Origin of the sequence: Halobacteriovorax sp. XZX-3 (assembly GCF_043196495.1) — a bacterium.
Lineage (GTDB): Bacteria > Bdellovibrionota > Bacteriovoracia > Bacteriovoracales > Bacteriovoracaceae > Halobacteriovorax_A.
This window is the reverse complement of record NZ_JBEBMO010000002.1, coordinates 317,342-334,443: the sequence shown is the minus strand read 5'-3', so window position 1 is coordinate 334,443 and position 17,102 is coordinate 317,342. Positions and strand designations below refer to the sequence as shown.

Here is a 17,102-nt window from a genome sequence, read left to right as displayed (position 1 = left end):
CATAAAATATATTTTCAAAAACTATACTGAAGTTTGAAGGCCATCTTATCAAGCGTGATACTTGGGTCATCTTTTTCAAGGGTCTGATATTGGAAACCAACCTGATATTTATTATTAATCTGATAGAGTGCCTCTGCATTAAGGCCAGAAAAACCAAGGATGAAATACTCTGCTTTTATCTTAATTTTTTCAAATTCATAAATACCGCTTATACCAATATTGAAAGTAAACTCAGCATTTGAAACAACTTCACTTCCCTCATAAGCAAGGGTACTTCGATAATCAAAAGCAACTGCCGCACCATATTTGAAGCGAGGGAGCTTCTTTAAGGGCATGTGACTGCTAACTTTTAAGCGCGTTTGATTAAATGCAAGATCATCAAAAACAACACCACTCGAATGACGTAATTCAAAATCAGTTACAGCGACCTTAAAATCTTTCTTAAGGCCAGCATAAAATGAGATCAAGTTCATATCATCAACGACAATTTTCTTTCCATTACTAATGGCTTCATAATTTGTTTTTTCAGGAGCGTAGCCTACATACCAATTTTTTTCTTTCTTATTACCTGGAGTAAAAATCTTTTTTCTACTGTTTTCTACTTTGGCAATTTTTTTACTTAAAACATCAACTCTTCTTTTTTTAGAATAGATTACGTCCTTCTTTTCAATGGCCTTAACGCGCCAATAAAAGCTTTCTGCTAATTTATTTCTAAAAGTATAAGTTGTTTTATTTCCAAGAGGTATTTCCTTAATATTTGTGAAATACTTATCTTTTGAAATTTCGATAAAGAATTTATCTCCACGAACTTGGTCAAACTTCATCTCAACAATATCACCTTCATTAATAACAAGGCCGTGTCTTGGAGTAACAAGATCAATCCCCTTTGCTCCACCAAACTTTTTTGTAATGATTAAATCCTCAAGCGCAGAAAATGGACTTTCCTGGTTCCAATAATCAATTGCAGAAACTCTCCACTGAAAGTTACCTGTTAGATAGTCATCCCACTCATAACGATTATTCTTAACTTTCTCATCAACGATAATTTTTTCACCATCAAGAATTTGTATACGATACTCTTTAACATCACTTACAGGCTCCCACTTAAGTTCAATCTTCTCTTGAGCAAATGCCTGATCAATTAGTAAATTTACGATGGCAATTGGTAGTGACTGCCTAATAACTTGAACTCTCTTTTCGACCTTATCAATACGAGGCGCTTTTGGTGGCGGCGGAGGTACAATAATTATTTTAACGGGAGGAACAAATTTATTTTCCTCATTCTTAACACGCCAATAGTGAACACCAAGTTCCTTAATAAGTAGCTTAGTATTACTTTCAGTGGTCTTTATAGATTCTTTAATAGCACTAAAATTACGATCGCGAGAGATCTCAACAATGAACTCATCACTCCCCTGTTGCTGCCATGTTAAATCAATAACATCACCTGGCTTTTTAACAACTATCTTACGTCCTTGTTCAAGAGCACTGTTGTCATTATCAAAAGTAACAATATATTTATTTTCTTTTGAACGAGCAATCACTTCATTATTTAGGACATACTCCAATGACCAAAAATATTCTCCACTTTCATTAACACTAGTAGAAAAAGAACTCCCAGCAACCAGTTGTCTTTTGCCATTTAAAACTAGATAAGTACTAACCCCACTAAAGAGATCTTGAGTTTCCCAAGAAAATTTAACAGTACCATCATTATAGAAATAATATTCTTCGCCATTAAATGGTCTCTTTAAAACAATATCTCCAGGCTTTGCAACGGCCTTAATTAAAACAGGTTTAGAAAAGAGCGCATACGGATGCGTCTCACTTTTGTTTCGATAAGAAAGTTCATACTCACCGACCTCCGAAAAAGAGATTTTCAATTCACCTTCATCGTAATCAAAATCGTCCCAAACTTTTCCATTAATCATTAATTCGATATTTTCAAATGCTTGAGTATAAATGAGCTTCTCTTTATTCACTAAAACGGTGTTTTGAATCTCATCGAGGTTTTCAAACTCAGGGACAACTTCATAGATAACTTCAAATGACTTTTCCGTTGAAACATTACTTTCATCACTTACCTGCCAATAGTAACTGCCTTGAGCTAAATTCTCTAACTTAAGTTCGAGTCCATTAACAGTATGTGCTTCTCCGTTTTCAAAAGCTTCACGAGAGTTTGAAATGTATAACTTTTCTACTTTTTCATTAAACTTAAATGTAATTTTATTTTTTTCATTAACATAGAACACATCACCATCAACGGGAGAAAATTCGCTTGGCCAGCTCTGCTTAATAGTATAGCTCTCATCAGTAAGCAGTACTCTTACACCCTTTTCAATGGTTTCTTCACGATCGCCTAGTCTTACGCTTGCCTTACCATCAAGAACAGACAACTCTTTATTACCATTTGTATTTGAAATCTTAATCTTCGAATCATTTGAAGTGATCTCATAGACCTGATCACCTACTTTAACAACAAAGGCCTCACTTGCATTATTAAGAGTAGCAAAGATAACACCTTGTTCGATATTAAGATTAATTCCATCTGTTTCTTGTGTGATTTTAAATAGACTCTCTTCGGAGACTTTAATGCGGTTACCAGAGCTAAATTCCAACTGAGCAGTAGAATCTCTATCTGTGAAAATACGATCATTATGGAAAAGTGCTTCGTTTGAACCAAGATCATGCCAAGAGAAATTATCAAAACTTCTTCTTCTCACATCATTTTGTAATTCGAAGACTTGGCCTAAAGTAATGCGCTCCCCACCCATGATTGGTGGAATATATGATGTGTTAAAAACTTGGTTGCCGGCAAAGGCCGCAACACAAAGGCACATCAAGATTAGAAATGTATCAACTAATGAATTTAGTCGCCCCAAAATTGTTCCTGGTACTCTTTTCTCATTCTTGCGCATGACGCAAATCGTTAATATCATTGTATCTAAATATTCAATAGACTTCTACATAGGTAAATAATGGGCAAAAGACCGACATTTCCGATCAAGCTTAAATTAATATCGCTTAATACAGCGCTGCTAATAATTGTTATCGCTTTTCTAACTAAGTATGCCACTCACCTTTTTGAAAAGGATAAGAAAGCCTACTTATATGAGAACTCACTATTCAATGTTACAAGTGTTGCTAAGGAGATGAACTATACTCTTAATAAAATTGAGAATGATCTCCAAAATTTATCTCTTATAAAGAACAATAAACTTAGAGCAAAGGCCGTAGCAGAAAGTAAGTATATTCTCGCCTTCATTGAAAAGAACCAATTCATAATCAATAAAGATTTTGAACAAAATGAAAATGATTTCAAGTTAGTGATTCCTAAGAGCACAAGAGATAACTCACTTACTTCTTTCAAATACAAAGAAGATGTTTTTGTTATTCTAACTAAAAAGATAAATAAAGGTCTTACTTCAATTGTTATCAAGGCCAATATTTTAAATAACCTACTCTCACAAAATCGAACATATAATACGCTTGTCTTTAAAGATGGAGCACTTGTTCTTGGAAATGACCTTATTGGACTTCATAATTATGATAAGAATGAACTTAAGGGAAATAACATTGTAAAAAAGTTAACTTTCAATAATGACGACTACCTTGTTTCCATAGCACAAACAAAGGCATTTGCACTTTCTGTTGTTTCAACAATTTCAGAGTCGGATGCACTATCGGTAACAAAGTTTCTTATTCAGCGAGCTATATTCTTTGCAGTCTTTATTATTGCTCTGTCGACTATAATTATTATCCTTCTATCAAAAACAATCTCAAAGCCGATAGAAAAGCTTTACCAAAGGGCCATCAGTATTGGTCAGGGAGATTTTGAATCAACAGTAGAGATCAACACTAGTGATGAGCTCGGGACACTTGGAGACTCATTTAATCAAATGAGTCGTGAGATTCTAGAATATATTGAAAAAATGAAAGAGAAAGCACGCTTAGATGAAGAAGTGAAAGTTGCTAAAATGGTGCAAGAAGAGTTCTTTCCGCCAAAAGATATTGATACACCAAATGTTCGCCTAAGCTCTTATGCTGCTCCAGCTTCTGAGTGTGGTGGAGATTGGTGGGGACACTTCGAATTTAATGAATATATTATTACCATCATAGCAGATGCAACAGGTCACGGCCTGCCAGCGGCCCTTCTAACTTCAGCAATCAATTCTGCATTTAATAGTATTAAAATAAGACTGACAGAAGATTCGAGTCAAATCTCGCCAGCTTTAATTACTTCACATCTAAATAAGGTTATTAATCTTTCAAATAATAAAATACTTCTTACTGCCTTTGTATCGGTCTATAACACAATGACTAAGGAATACTCATATACTAATGCAAGTCACTTAGAAGTGCTTAAGGTTCCTAAAAAGCCTGAGATTACTAAAGCAGATATCATTCCCCTACTTGATGCTAAAGGGCCAAGACTTGGAGAAAGTGCAGACTCTAGCTACGACTATGAAACGATCATTCTAGAACAAGGTGATCTGCTTGTTTATATGACAGATGGAATAACAGAGGCAGAAAATAGTGAAGGCAAACAATGGGGCCTAAGAAAATTACTAAAGATCTTAATGACATATGGAGAGCACACGGCCACTGAAATTCGTGATACAATAGTTTCTGTTGTATACGACCACAGAGGAAGTGATTCATTTGATGATGATCTTACACTCATCTGCCAGGAAATAAAGTGATGTACTTATGGGTATAGAATTTAAGATTGCAAACGAACAATTTAAAGAGATTGAAAAAATGAAAATTCAATCCTCGAGTCTTGATCTTAAAATCAGTGATCAGTTAGCTGATTCAAGTGATATCTTTTTGAGTCGCTACGATATACTTGTGAACTTAAAGTACCTTAAAGACAACAGAACAAATCACCTCATTGGAGCCTCCCCTTGCATACAAGATGAGGTTGAGAGCGTTATTGCCTATCTAACAAGGCAGAAACAAAACAATCTTGATAGTAGAATCAATTCAAAAAAAACAAACAAAATAGAAATAACTCTTGAAAATGAATTTGATCAGAAGTGCCATCAATTACTCGATGGTATTGACTTAAAAGATTATCACGATAGCTTTGAAAATAAATTAAAATTGATTACAAATGAATTTTACACAAATGATATTTTTCATCGAGTAAACAGCCAAAAACATGGAGAAATTGAAATTTCTCAAGATGAACATAAAACGATCCTCCACTACAGGAGTTATACTAATGTGGGAAAATCCTCAATTATAAATTCTCTCTACCGAGCAGCTGTAGAGAAGACACCGAGGCAGGAAGGACGTGGAGCAGGGCTTGGACTTTATCTGATGCTTCAAAATTGTGATCAACTTCACATTGTTGGAAATCAAGATAGCACTAGCTTCTACATCTATATTGAAAAAAATAAACGGTATAAAGATATTAGTAAAAGAATACCATCAATAAGTTTTTATAATTTAAAGGATTAAAATATGAGTAACTTAAAGGTCGAAATTAAGGCCGAAAATGATGAAACGATTTTAAATTTAATTGGAAGAATTGATGAAGATGCTGATCTAACACCAATCCTTGGAGTTAAAGATAAAAATCTTCATATCAACTTCGATGCTGTTGAGATGATTAACTCATGTGGAATTCGTGAATGGATTAATATGCTTTCAGAGCTGACTGGTTCAATCACCTACTCTCATTGTCCACAGGCAGTTATTGAACAAATTAACATGGTTCATGGCTTTATAAAACCGGGAATAAAAGTTGAAAGCTTCTATGCTCCATATTACGAAGAATCTTCAGACGATGTAAAAATGATGCTTATTAAAACAAGTGATGTCGTTGATAACAAGGCACCTGTTATGAAAAGTGATGAAGGTGAAGAACTCGAATTTGATGCAATTGAAGCACAGTACTTTCAATTCATTAAACAGATGAAGTAAACAAAGATGTAACTGATGGCAAAATACGAATTATACGACTCCATTTTTGAACCAATCTGTGTCATAAATAATGACAATGAGATAGTTTATTATAATCACTTCTTTGCTTCATTCTTCAAAAAGTCGCCAAGAGTTTTAAAAAAATCGCCAAAGCTTAGCACCCTATTTACCGGCTTTGATATTGAAGATTTTCTTGAAGATATGAATGATGTAAAGGTAGGGCCAGAAGTAGAGATTTTCTTAGAAGATCAAACCTTCTATCACGTTATTATCAAAGCAATTGAAAGTGACAACAACGAGAAAGTAATTTGTTTTAACGACATCAGTATCGAGAAAAATCTCTATACGAAGTATCGTTATCAAATTGAAGAGCTGAAGCAAATTCACAATCAAATTATTCAAGCTGATAAGTTAAGTACAATTGGGGAAATTACAGCAACGATTTCCCATGAGATTTCAAATCCACTTACTATTGCTTCAGGAAATATTGAATTAATTAGTGTTCTTTTGGCCGGAGAAGAATTAAAAGAAAATGATATTATCCACGAAAGTATTAGTGATACTCGTGAGTCAATTGATCGTATCACTAAAATCGTCAAAGGCTTAAAGAGCTTTCTTCATAATAGAGAGAGTGATAAGAAGTTTATTACCCTTGAAGATATTATCAATAAGTCTCTTACCCTACTGAAACTACCATTAGAGCAGAATCAGATATCTCTTGATTTTAATGTAAACACATCTTCGATCGTTAAAGTTAATCCTATCGAGATAGAACAGGTTATTATCAATTTAGTTACCAACGCAATTCACGCTCTGGGTGAGGCAAATACTAAAGATCCAAAAATTTCACTTTCAATCTCCAGCAATGATGTCTGCTACATCATTACAGTTAAAGATAATGGAAGAGGTATTCCTGAAGAAAATCGAGGAAAGATATTTGATTCATTCTTTACCACGAAAGAGGTAGGAGAAGGAACAGGTCTTGGACTTTCAATTTCTTCTAAAATCATTGATTCATATTCGGGATCACTTGAATTAATTGATACAAAAACTGGATGTGAGTTTCAAATCACTCTTCCGAAAATGGAAACGACAACTTTTACGGATAGTGAACTTAGTGTAAACCATAGCTTCCAAAAAGTTTTAATCATTGATAATGAACCAAAGATCTTAAATCTTTTTACGAACTTATTTGCAAAAGGACCTATTACTTTGATCTTTGCATCAAGTGCTATTGAAGCAAAAAGAATCTTAGAAGGTACTGATGTTGATGCCATAATCACTGATTATGATATGCCAAATATGAATGGTGTTGAGTTTGCCAAAGATATCATAAAAAATGGCCTCAATACCCCTACTTTCGTAATGTCAGGAGTAGCGGATAAATCAAAATTTGATAATCATAAAGAGATTAAAGGCTTTATTGAGAAGCCTTTTAATAGAGAAGATATATTAAATATGCTTGGTATTAAAAATGAGGAGCAGGACTAATGGCCATGTCCCCTTCTAAGAATTCACTTACACCTAAAAAACCTTCTATTCTCATCGTAGATGATGAAGATAAGATTTGCTTTTTAATAAAAACGTTTCTGGAGCAAACTGGTGCTTTTAGAAATATTGTCACGGCCGACTCTGTAAGTGTTGCTTTATTAAAACTAAGAAATGAAGATTTCGATCTAGTTATTATTGATTACAAATTACCTGATAAAGATGGAACTTACTTCATTGATATAGCAAGTAAGTCGATGAAGTATCAGAAGATGAAATACCTTCTTATTTCAGGATTCTTAGATAACCGATCAATGGTGAGTGTAATCAATTCAGGAGTAACAAATGTTCTTGTTAAGCCTTTCTCAAGAGATGACCTTGTTGATAAAGTCTTCAATCTATTAAAGCTTAGCAAATAACTTCGACTTCGTTTAAATACTCATCTTTTGTTATTAAGTACGATTTATAGTGGTTACTATACTGCTCTACTTCTTGTGGAGTAAGCTTCCTTTTAACCACAGCAGGCGTTCCGATAATAAAGCTCTCAGGAGGATATACCTTACCAGGAGGAACAACACTTCCGGCAGCTACAATTGAGTTTTTCCCAATAACTGCTCCATCTAAGACGGTCGCCCCCATACCAATTAAGCAGCCTTCTTCGACTGTACAAGCATGAAGAGTCACACTATGACCAACACTAACGTTTTCTTTAATGATTAGGGGAATATTATCTTCTACATGAAGCATTGTTAAATCTTGAATATTACAATTGTCGCCAATATGAATCTCGTTCACATCCCCACGGGCCACAACTTTAAACCAAAGAGAAACATTCTTTCCCAAGAAAACTTTACCAATAACATCAGCAGAGTCTGCAATAAAGCATCCCTCTCCAATTGTCGGTTCAATATTTTTATAACGATATAAAGTCATTTATCTCCACCCAATTACTTCGTAGCCTTTCTCCGCAAGACAACGGTTTACGAAACGTTGCTTGATCTGATCTTCACTAAGCCCCGCTGAAGCGGCTCCACTAGCACCACCAATTGCGGCCCCCTGAGCAGCACCTTTACCAGCATTACCACCAAAGACTGCACTTGCCACAGCGCCTACAATAGCACCCCACGCAGCACCTTTTCCACCTTCACGAACCATTTGTCTTCCACGATCACTCTCAAGAAACTCGTCGGCCTTGGCCATGCAAATTTCAATATCGCGATCGGCTTGGACCTTTCCGTATCTTTGATAGGCTGAGTTCGGATAAAGCTTTGGTTTAGATGCACAAGCAGTAATCGTCAAAAGTAGTAAAAGTGAAAATATTCTCATGGTTGCTCCCAAAAAAAAAGCCGCTTAAAAGCGGCTTCTTATCGATATTCAATTTTAGTTTTTAACTCCGCCCCATGGCACCTTAGATAAGTAAGCCGCTAGGTCTGCAATATCTTCAGTCGATAGTTTTTTAACAATCGTTAACATCTGTTGGTTAACACGGGCCCCTGATTTCATATCAAGAAGTTGCTTCTCAATATACCATTCCATTTGACCACCGATTCTTGGTGCCTTATTTGCAGCTTTCCCTGAACCATCTTTAGCGTGACATGCAATACATTGCTTATAAAGTTTATCTGCTCTAACAAGTTGTGGAGTATCTAGAGGAATAAGAGTCTTCTCTTCGATAACTTCATCACTAACTTTTGGAGGTGCTGTTACTTCTGCGTGCTTCTTAGCAAGTTCCGCAACTTCAACTAAGTGAGCAGCGTGCGCTTTCTTTGCATTTTCAAAGTTATATTTCTCATTGTTGACTTCAACACTCTGGTAACCCGATAGGTTCATAACAAGAACTAGCCCTACTAGCGTTAGGGAAAAAAGCACTAAACGATACATCGTTTCTCCATTCAAAAAATTAATCTACTTTTAATGGCTTAAGTATAAATCCACTGACTTATTTTGGCAATTCCTTTAGCGGGGCATCCCCAAGTTAACGCGACACACATAATAGACGATCTACATTATAGGGTTTATAATTCGGCCTGATATTTTACTAGTAAATTCAGGAGCTTTTAATGCAGTACAACTTTGGTGAAATTGAACCAAAATGGCAGAAGTTTTGGGACGACAACAAAACTTTTAGAACAGACTCAACAGACAAATCAAAACCTAAATACTATGTATTGGACATGTTTCCATACCCTTCTGGAGCAGGACTTCACGTAGGTCACGTTGAAGGTTATACAGCAACAGATATTCTTGCACGTTTCAAGAGAATGAACGGACATAATGTTCTTCATCCAATGGGATGGGATTCTTTTGGGCTTCCTGCAGAAAACTATGCAATCAAAACTGGAACACACCCAAGTGTGATCACAAAAGAAAATATTGGAAATTTCACAAGACAACTAAAGGCCTGTGGATTTTCTTATGACTGGGATCGTGAGATCGCAACATCAAGTATTGACTACTATAAATGGACTCAATGGATCTTCACTCAACTTTACAATAAAGGTTTAGCATTTGAAGACGAGATCTCTGTTAACTGGTGTCCAGAGCTAAAAACAGTTTTAGCTAACGAAGAAGTAATCGATGGTAAATCTGAAGTTGGTGGACACCCTGTAATCAGAAAGCCAATGAAGCAGTGGATGTTAAAAATCACTGAATACGCTGATCGTCTTTTAGAAGACCTTGATGATCTTGATTGGCCAGAGTCTCTTAAAGAGCTACAAAGAAATTGGATTGGACGCTCTGAAGGTGCCCAAGTTTCTTTTTCTGTAAAAGGTGTTGATTCGAAAATTGATGTTTTCACAACTCGTCCAGATACTCTATTTGGTGCAACATATATGGTTCTAGCTCCTGAACACGACCTAGTTGCTCAAATTACGACAGATGAGAAGAAAGCTGAAGTAGAAGCTTATATTAAAGAAGCATCTCTTAAGTCAGATCTTGATCGAACAGACTTAAACAAAAATAAATCTGGTGTATTCACTGGAGCCTATGCAATCAACCCACTTAATGGAAAAGAGATTCCAGTTTGGATTGCAGACTATGTACTAATCTCGTACGGAACTGGTGCGATCATGGCCGTTCCTGCTCACGATGAAAGAGACTGGGAATTTGCTAAGAAGTACGACCTAGAAATTACTCCTGTACTTGAAGGTGGCGATGTAAATGAAGCTGCATTCACAGGTGACGGAACTCATATTAATTCAGGTTTCCTTGATGGGCTTAATAAGGCAGACGGTATCGCAAAAGCAATCGCTCACCTTGAAGCTGAAGGAATTGGAAAAAAAGAAATTAACTACAAACTTCGTGACTGGTTATTCTCTCGCCAAAGATACTGGGGTGAACCATTCCCAATTCTTAAATTTGAAGATGGAACAGTAAGATGCCTTGATGAAGATGAGCTTCCAGTTGGTCTTCCAGAAGTTGAAAAATATGAGCCATCTGGAACTGGTGAATCTCCACTTGCACGTATTGATGACTGGTTATACCTAACTGATCCAAAGACAGGCAAGAAAGCAAGACGTGAAACAAACACGATGCCTCAGTGGGCAGGTTCTTGTTGGTACTACCTACGCTTCATCGATCCACAAAACTCTGAAGTTGCATGGGATAAACAATTAGAAGAATACTGGATGCCAGTAGATTTATATGTTGGTGGTGTTGAGCACGCTGTTCTACACTTACTTTATGCTCGTTTCTGGCACAAGGTTCTTTTTGATCTAGGACTTGTTTCAACAAAAGAGCCATTCCAAAAACTTTTCAACCAAGGTCTTATCCTAGATGAGCACGGTGAGAAGATGAGTAAGTCAAAAGGAAACACAGTAAACCCAGATGATATTATCGCTGAATACGGTGCCGATGCTTTAAGACTTTATGAAATGTTTATGGGGCCACTTGAAAAAGTTAAGCCATGGCAAACGAAAGGTGTAAAAGGAGTATTTAACTTCCTAAGAAAGTCTTTCACTTTCTACGGTAACCCAGAAAATACTTACGAAGGTCAAGAAACAAACCAAGACGTTCTAAAGCACCTACATAAGACAATTAAGAAAGTTACTGAAGATGTTGAGAACCTACGTTTTAACACAGCTATCTCAGCAATGATGGTAATGAATAATGAAGTTATCAAGCTTGGCAAGGTTTCTGTTGAGACAGCTAAGGCCTTCACAAGACTTCTTTCTCCATTTGCACCACACGCTGCTGAAGAGATGTGGGCAAACCTAGGTGAGACGACTTCTTGTTCACTTGCAGCTTGGCCAGTATTTGATGCTGAGCTTGCAAAAGATGACCTCATCACAATGGCCATCCAAGTAAATGGTAAGACGAGATCAACAATTGATGTTCCAGCAGATATTTCAAAAGAAGACTTTCTAGCTCAAGCCAAAGCTGATGAGAAAGTTGCGAAATTCCTAACAGGAACTATTGTAAAAGAAATCTACGTACCAGGTAGAATTTGTAATATTGTTGTAAAAGGATAATTATGAAAAATACATTTTATACGACGACTGCAATTGACTACCCTAATGGGCGTCCACATATTGGCCATGCCTATGAGAAGATCGTAACTGACTCATACGCTCGTTGGTATAAACTTCTTGGAAAAGAAGTTCACTACCTAACAGGAACTGATGAGAACGGACAAAAACTAATTGAATCAGCAAAAGCCGCTGGACTTGATACACTTGAGTTCGTAAATGCCAATGTTGAGATCTTCAAAGAGCTATGTGCTAAAGCAAATATCCAATACGATGATTTCATTAGAACAACTGAAAAGCGCCATGCTGATACATGTGTTGAACTATGGAAGAACCTGGAAAGCAAAGGACTGATTTACCACGGTCACTACTCTGGTAATTACTGTCTTTCATGTGAGTCTTTTTATACAGAAGCACAAGCGCCAGATGGCAATTGTCCAGAACACCACAAGCCACTTGAACTAAAAGAAGAAGAAGGTTTCTTCTTTAAGCTAAGTGAATACCAAAACTGGATTATCGATCACCTAAAAGCAAATCCAGACTTTATCGTGCCAACTGCACGCTACAAAGAAATCCTCTCTCGCCTTGAAAATGACGATCTAAGAGACCTTGCCATCTCTCGTCCAAGCCAAGGCTGGGGTGTTCCAGTTCCAGGTCATGACAAATTTGTTATGTATACTTGGTTTGATGCCTTAATTAACTACTACTCTGCTCTTACTACAGACCAGAGAGAAAAGTTTTGGCCAGCAGATATGCACGTAATTGGAAAAGATATTCTTTGGTTCCACTCTGTAATCTGGCCATGTATGCTAAAGGCTTCTGATCTTCCTCTTCCAAAACAAGTTTACGTTCACGGAATGGTACTTGCTGAAGACGGAAAGAAAATGAGTAAGTCTCTTGGAAATGTTGTTGATCCATTTGAGATGCTTGAAAAATATCCAACGGATACTTTCCGTTACTATATGCTAAAGAATATTTCTTCTTCAGGAGATGGAAAATTCTCTGAGCAAGAGTTAGTAGATAAACACAATAGTGAACTTGCAAATGACTACGGTAACCTTCTAATGAGAGTTATCAAGCTAGGCCTTAAGAGCTTCCCAGATAAAGTTTATAACGCTGAAGGTGTAACTCAAGAGATCGATGCTCTTCCATATTTTGAACGTGCTAAAGAGTTCATGGAAAAGCGTGAGCACAATAAAGCAATTGATGCTATTTGGGATCTAATCGTTAGCCTCAACGTTTACGTTAACGACAAAGAGCCTTGGAAGCACAAGGCTGATGAAGCAGCATTTGCTCCAATCGCTTATAACTGTTTCTACGGAATGGCCGCAGCATCTTATATGCTACAGGCTTTCCTACCAAACTGTACAAAGACTGCTCTTGAATATATTGGTTCAAGCGTAAATGGATCTGAGTTAATGGAGTTTGGTAAGGCGACTTATACGCCTCAACCGCCGGAAGCACTTTTCCCTAAGGTAGAATTAAAATAGACTCAAATAAAAAGCCTCCGAATCGGAGGCTTTTTTTATACTAGTAATGTAATCGTCCTGACTACAAGCACTCATTAACAATATCATCATCTGAATAGAACTTCGCACGTCCTACAATAGCTCTAGTATCAATAATACTTCGAATGTCATTTGTGATTTCCATAAGAGGAGAAATTTTATCATTTTCTACAGTTGCTTTAATAATAGCAAAGTTATTTAAAGCAATAGTATTTTCCACAACTTCATATGTACTTGATAAACTAGTTGTAAAGTTTGTTTGATCTATATTGGCGGGAAATGGATATTCCGAATAGATCATGTCATAGGTCTTTGCATTCCGATCAAGAATAATCTTTACCTCGGCCACGTAGCGCTCTCCCGCGATTTCTCTTGAAAGAATTCCAGTAAACATCAAGGCCCTATGCTGGCGAGTATTATTTGTACAAGTACCTATGGCCTGAGCATAGAATGCTTCTTCAACAGAGAGGCTCTCCAGAGGATTAACATCTACACCTACAACGATGTCACTCTCTGTGCATGACGATAAAATTAAGACAAGTAAGCATAAAGAAAGAAGATTTCTCAAAATAAACCCTTAAGTAAATTAAAACTTAATTTATTGTAGGGTACATGAAATGCTATTAAAAGTATTTTTTATTGAGGCCAATAGCTATTAGTGCTAAGGCATACTTCTTTGTTCTTTAAGTCACTCGATATTAGTAACACGGTACTGTTACAACGTAGTCCCCATACTTTTGAGTTGAATACTTATTAAATTTCTGGACTCCACTATTTGGTAAATCAAATGAGTAAGAACCGCTGATAATTGACTTCCAGCTTCTGTTCTTAGCAGCTAAGTAGAAAACTCCGTTTGGACTTACTGCAAGCTCTTTTGTTTCACCTGCACCAACAGTGTAGAAGCCTACTGTATTCCACTCATTTTCAATATTCTTATAATTTAAAGCGACTCTCGCCTCATTACTCTTACAAGTATTTTTAACAAGGATGCGAACTAGCAGATCCTGTTCAATTTTCTTTGTTATCCACTTTTCTTCAAATTCATTACTCGTCGAAAAGCTTCCATCAAAAATTGTATTAATGATTTTTTGTCTTTCTTTAGATAGGAAACTTCCAAAGTTCATTCTAGGACTCTCACTAGTGATTACCCCATGAATAAAGAAATTATCGTATTGTGAGTTGTAGACAAAAATTGGAGAACCACTTTGTCCTTTAAAAACATCACATTCTACATTTAAAGAAAGATGGTTATATTTACTATTAGTGATATCACAACCTGTTTCATAAAATTGTTTTGCACTCGGCTTATCTCCAGGATAGCCGATTGTTAGTGTTTCACCATTTGGGAATGATTCTGTTCCCCAGTAGCCATGTGTTCCAACTCTTTGCCCTGCGTGTTGTCCATCACTGCCAGCACCAAGCTCAAGTATTGCAATATCTTCAGAAGAAGAAAAACTCTCATTATCATAAAGTTCAGGATGATAGACACGAACAACTGGATAACGTCCGCTATCAAAATTATCGACATCATCGATCCCTGGATAAAAGTATGTATTCTTAAGTAAGTTACTTGTATCAGAGAGGTATACACAGTGAGCTGCTGTAATAACAAATTTATTCTTTATAAGTGTCGCGCTACATGTTGCAGTTTTTTTAATTCCAGAGTTTCCAAGCTTCAGATCAGATCTTAACTGGCCAACTTTTCGATAGAAAGTTTTATTTAAATTATCGATCGTTGATCTTCGATCATCATTTCCGATAATGATATTACTACTACTTGCCTCGACTACTTTCTCAATAGTTGCACTGTCATTTTGACAAGAAGTCAGCCCCATTAGTAGCGCTGTCATACAAATAAGTTCTTTAGCTTTGCTCATAGTAAAACCTTTCATTAAGTTGATTAATAAATTGATCTTAGAACGAATAAGGCTAAATATCTTCTATTGTGAACATATTTCATAGGCCGTTTAGGATAAATACGGCCCAAAACAATGTATTTTTAAATACTTAGATAATAAAAAAAGCCTCCATACGGAGGCTTTCTATTTCGTTGTTCCCCAAATTCGACCAATGCCTAAGCACTGATAAATTTAGTCGTTGTCGTATTGATTTGAGCAATTCATGTAGATTGGTAAGTGATCACTTATTACCTCTTTTAGATAGCTGTAATAAGTCTTATCAAATAACTGAGAATCGATCACGCGATCGTAGAACTCTTGCTTGCTTTCTTCGATATCAAATCTTTTAACAAGCTGACCGCTTTTAACTGTCATTTTATTTTCAATTGAACGTACATAATTACTAACAAGTGATTCAACTTTTTCACGTCCGCCTGCTTTTAGACGGTACATATCTTTTTCTCTTGTTGTTGAGTAGTACATTGCATTTGAGCGAATTAGGTATCTTCTATTAATTAGACGAGAAAAATCACCTTCAATGAAGTTAAAGATTTTAGCAGCTCCATCACCTTGGCAATTTGTCGTTTCTTTAGGATCAAATAGAAAGTGGTCATAGTTACTCTTTGTCCCATGAGTGATCGTCCCATCAGAAAGACTCTTACCAACGGCCATTGAAGTTGCTCCCTCAATTCTAATTTCAAGATTATTGAAATCCTTGAAGAAGGTTTCCCAGTAATTATTTGAACTTTCTAAATTAAAGTCACCTAAAATAATATAGTCTTGCTCATAGTAAGACTTTCTTAGGTAATCAACAAATTCTGCCATTAGTCTTACTTCCGCAAAACGAGCGTATTTAAGTTGTGTTACACCTGGACCAATATCTTTATAGTCATCAACACCAAAAACATTATTCAAAATCTTCTTTTGAAGTGCTTCATCTGATGGAGCATTGTGAATGACGTGAGTTGAAAGAAGAGTGAAATCAAACTCCCCTGATTCAAATGTCGAGATAAAAGGCCTACGTGAAAAAAGACCATCAACATCACGTCCAAATGTCTTTTCATCTAAAACTGGAAGACAACCAAATTTACCATTACGGCCGTAACGATCGCTGCAGTAATCCGTCTTCTTTAGGTCAACAACACTACTTCTATAGTAGTAACCTGTTAGCTCCTTTACTGTAGCATTCTCACTTCCCTCTTGTTTACCAGATAGAACAAGTGACCAAGAAGAATCAAGTTTCTGAAGCTCTTTTAAAAGAAGAATATATCCAGGAAAATCGTATTGCTCGCGAATTAGAGCAAGTTCATTTCTTGTTGTTAGTGCATTTACATCTGCGTTAGTTGTTTCAAGCTCAGCAAGACGATTTGTATAATACTCAACAATTGCATCATTGTGTCTTTTACTAAGGCCATTATTTGAAGTTAACTCAACAGCAGCGACAACATCCCAATGATTAATTATCTCTGCCACTAACTCGTGATCTTTGTATTCAGTTTGAGTTGCACCTGGCTTAAATAAATTAAAAGCGCCAATGCGAACTTGCTTGGACTCTTTCTTAACTCTTTGACGATTATAATTTCCAACGAATTTAGAATAGATTTGATATTCAGTTTGGCACTCAACTTCACCAACGCCACCAGCGAGGAAAGTTCTTAGACGACGACAGGTTTCAATTTCAGATTCTGTTGCTCCATCGATACTTGCTACGGCCAAATTTGGCAGTAAAAAAGTAGATAAAACTAATACCTTAAATAAGTTTACCATAATACGTTCCCCAAAGTGAGGCGTCATTGTACCCAAGCGATTCT

General features: G+C 36.3%; 14 protein-coding genes. 7 read left to right on the top strand and 7 right to left on the bottom strand.

What is annotated here, in order from left to right; translation table 11 throughout:
* Nucleotides 1-14: 14 nt before the first annotated feature.
* Nucleotides 15-2,918, bottom strand: a complete 2,904-nt coding sequence (locus tag ABMA70_RS12080) for a FecR domain-containing protein (protein WP_392993263.1) — start codon at nucleotides 2,916-2,918, stop codon at nucleotides 15-17.
* A gap of 60 nt (nucleotides 2,919-2,978) precedes the next feature.
* Between ABMA70_RS12080 and ABMA70_RS12075 the strand changes: the two genes are divergently transcribed.
* Genes ABMA70_RS12075 through ABMA70_RS12055 form a run of 5 tightly spaced genes read left to right on the top strand, consistent with a single transcriptional unit; the run spans nucleotide 2,979 to nucleotide 7,838 of the window.
* The gene (locus tag ABMA70_RS12075; RefSeq protein ID WP_103217908.1) at nucleotides 2,979-4,703 is read left to right on the top strand and encodes a SpoIIE family protein phosphatase; all 1,725 of its coding nucleotides are present in this window, start codon (nucleotides 2,979-2,981) and stop codon (nucleotides 4,701-4,703) included.
* Nucleotides 4,704-4,710: 7 nt separating this feature from the next.
* Nucleotides 4,711-5,466 carry a hypothetical protein gene (locus tag ABMA70_RS12070; RefSeq protein ID WP_392993266.1) on the top strand — a complete coding sequence of 252 codons (756 nt, stop codon included), beginning with the start codon at nucleotides 4,711-4,713 and terminating at the stop codon, nucleotides 5,464-5,466.
* Between the two features lie 3 nt (nucleotides 5,467-5,469).
* Nucleotides 5,470-5,931 (top strand): hypothetical protein, encoded by a 462-nt coding sequence (locus ABMA70_RS12065; RefSeq protein ID WP_103217906.1) that lies wholly within the window; start codon nucleotides 5,470-5,472, stop codon nucleotides 5,929-5,931.
* Nucleotides 5,932-5,946: 15 nt separating this feature from the next.
* Nucleotides 5,947-7,422 carry an ATP-binding protein gene (locus tag ABMA70_RS12060; RefSeq protein ID WP_392993269.1) on the top strand — a complete coding sequence of 492 codons (1,476 nt, stop codon included), beginning with the start codon at nucleotides 5,947-5,949 and terminating at the stop codon, nucleotides 7,420-7,422.
* Nucleotides 7,422-7,838 carry a response regulator gene (locus ABMA70_RS12055; RefSeq protein ID WP_103217904.1) on the top strand — a complete coding sequence of 139 codons (417 nt, stop codon included), beginning with the start codon at nucleotides 7,422-7,424 and terminating at the stop codon, nucleotides 7,836-7,838. The genes ABMA70_RS12060 and ABMA70_RS12055 overlap by 1 nt, the downstream gene beginning before the upstream one ends.
* On the opposite strand, the gene ABMA70_RS12050 is transcribed toward ABMA70_RS12055, so the two are convergent.
* Genes ABMA70_RS12050 through ABMA70_RS12040 form a run of 3 tightly spaced genes read right to left on the bottom strand, consistent with a single transcriptional unit; the run spans nucleotide 7,828 to nucleotide 9,300 of the window.
* Complete coding sequence (locus ABMA70_RS12050; protein ID WP_103217903.1) at nucleotides 7,828-8,352, bottom strand: gamma carbonic anhydrase family protein; 525 nt, start codon at nucleotides 8,350-8,352, stop codon at nucleotides 7,828-7,830. The two genes, ABMA70_RS12055 and ABMA70_RS12050, sit on opposite strands and share 11 nt — an antisense overlap.
* Nucleotides 8,353-8,745: a cell envelope biogenesis protein OmpA gene (locus tag ABMA70_RS12045; protein WP_103217902.1), complete on the bottom strand. Its 393-nt coding sequence runs from the start codon at nucleotides 8,743-8,745 to the stop codon at nucleotides 8,353-8,355.
* Between the two features lie 54 nt (nucleotides 8,746-8,799).
* Nucleotides 8,800-9,300, bottom strand: a complete 501-nt coding sequence (locus ABMA70_RS12040; RefSeq protein WP_103217901.1) for a c-type cytochrome — start codon at nucleotides 9,298-9,300, stop codon at nucleotides 8,800-8,802.
* Nucleotides 9,301-9,479: 179 nt separating this feature from the next.
* Between ABMA70_RS12040 and leuS the strand changes: the two genes are divergently transcribed.
* Entirely contained in the window at nucleotides 9,480-11,888 is a 2,409-nt protein-coding gene (gene leuS / locus ABMA70_RS12035) for a leucine--tRNA ligase (protein ID WP_392993273.1), read from the top strand.
* A 2-nt stretch (nucleotides 11,889-11,890) separates the two neighbouring features.
* Nucleotides 11,891-13,375, top strand: coding sequence for a methionine--tRNA ligase (gene metG / locus ABMA70_RS12030; RefSeq protein WP_103217899.1), 1,485 nt, complete (start codon nucleotides 11,891-11,893; stop codon nucleotides 13,373-13,375).
* A gap of 61 nt (nucleotides 13,376-13,436) precedes the next feature.
* Here metG and ABMA70_RS12025 read toward each other — a convergent pair whose 3' ends face one another.
* From ABMA70_RS12025 to ABMA70_RS12015, 3 genes are all read right to left on the bottom strand, one after another.
* Nucleotides 13,437-13,961: a hypothetical protein gene (locus ABMA70_RS12025; RefSeq protein WP_103217898.1), complete on the bottom strand. Its 525-nt coding sequence runs from the start codon at nucleotides 13,959-13,961 to the stop codon at nucleotides 13,437-13,439.
* 130 nt (nucleotides 13,962-14,091) lie between these two features.
* The gene (locus ABMA70_RS12020; RefSeq protein WP_392993277.1) at nucleotides 14,092-15,270 is read right to left on the bottom strand and encodes a trypsin-like serine peptidase; all 1,179 of its coding nucleotides are present in this window, start codon (nucleotides 15,268-15,270) and stop codon (nucleotides 14,092-14,094) included.
* Between the two features lie 213 nt (nucleotides 15,271-15,483).
* Complete coding sequence (locus ABMA70_RS12015) at nucleotides 15,484-17,058, bottom strand: hypothetical protein (RefSeq protein WP_392993280.1); 1,575 nt, start codon at nucleotides 17,056-17,058, stop codon at nucleotides 15,484-15,486.
* Nucleotides 17,059-17,102: the final 44 nt, after the last annotated feature.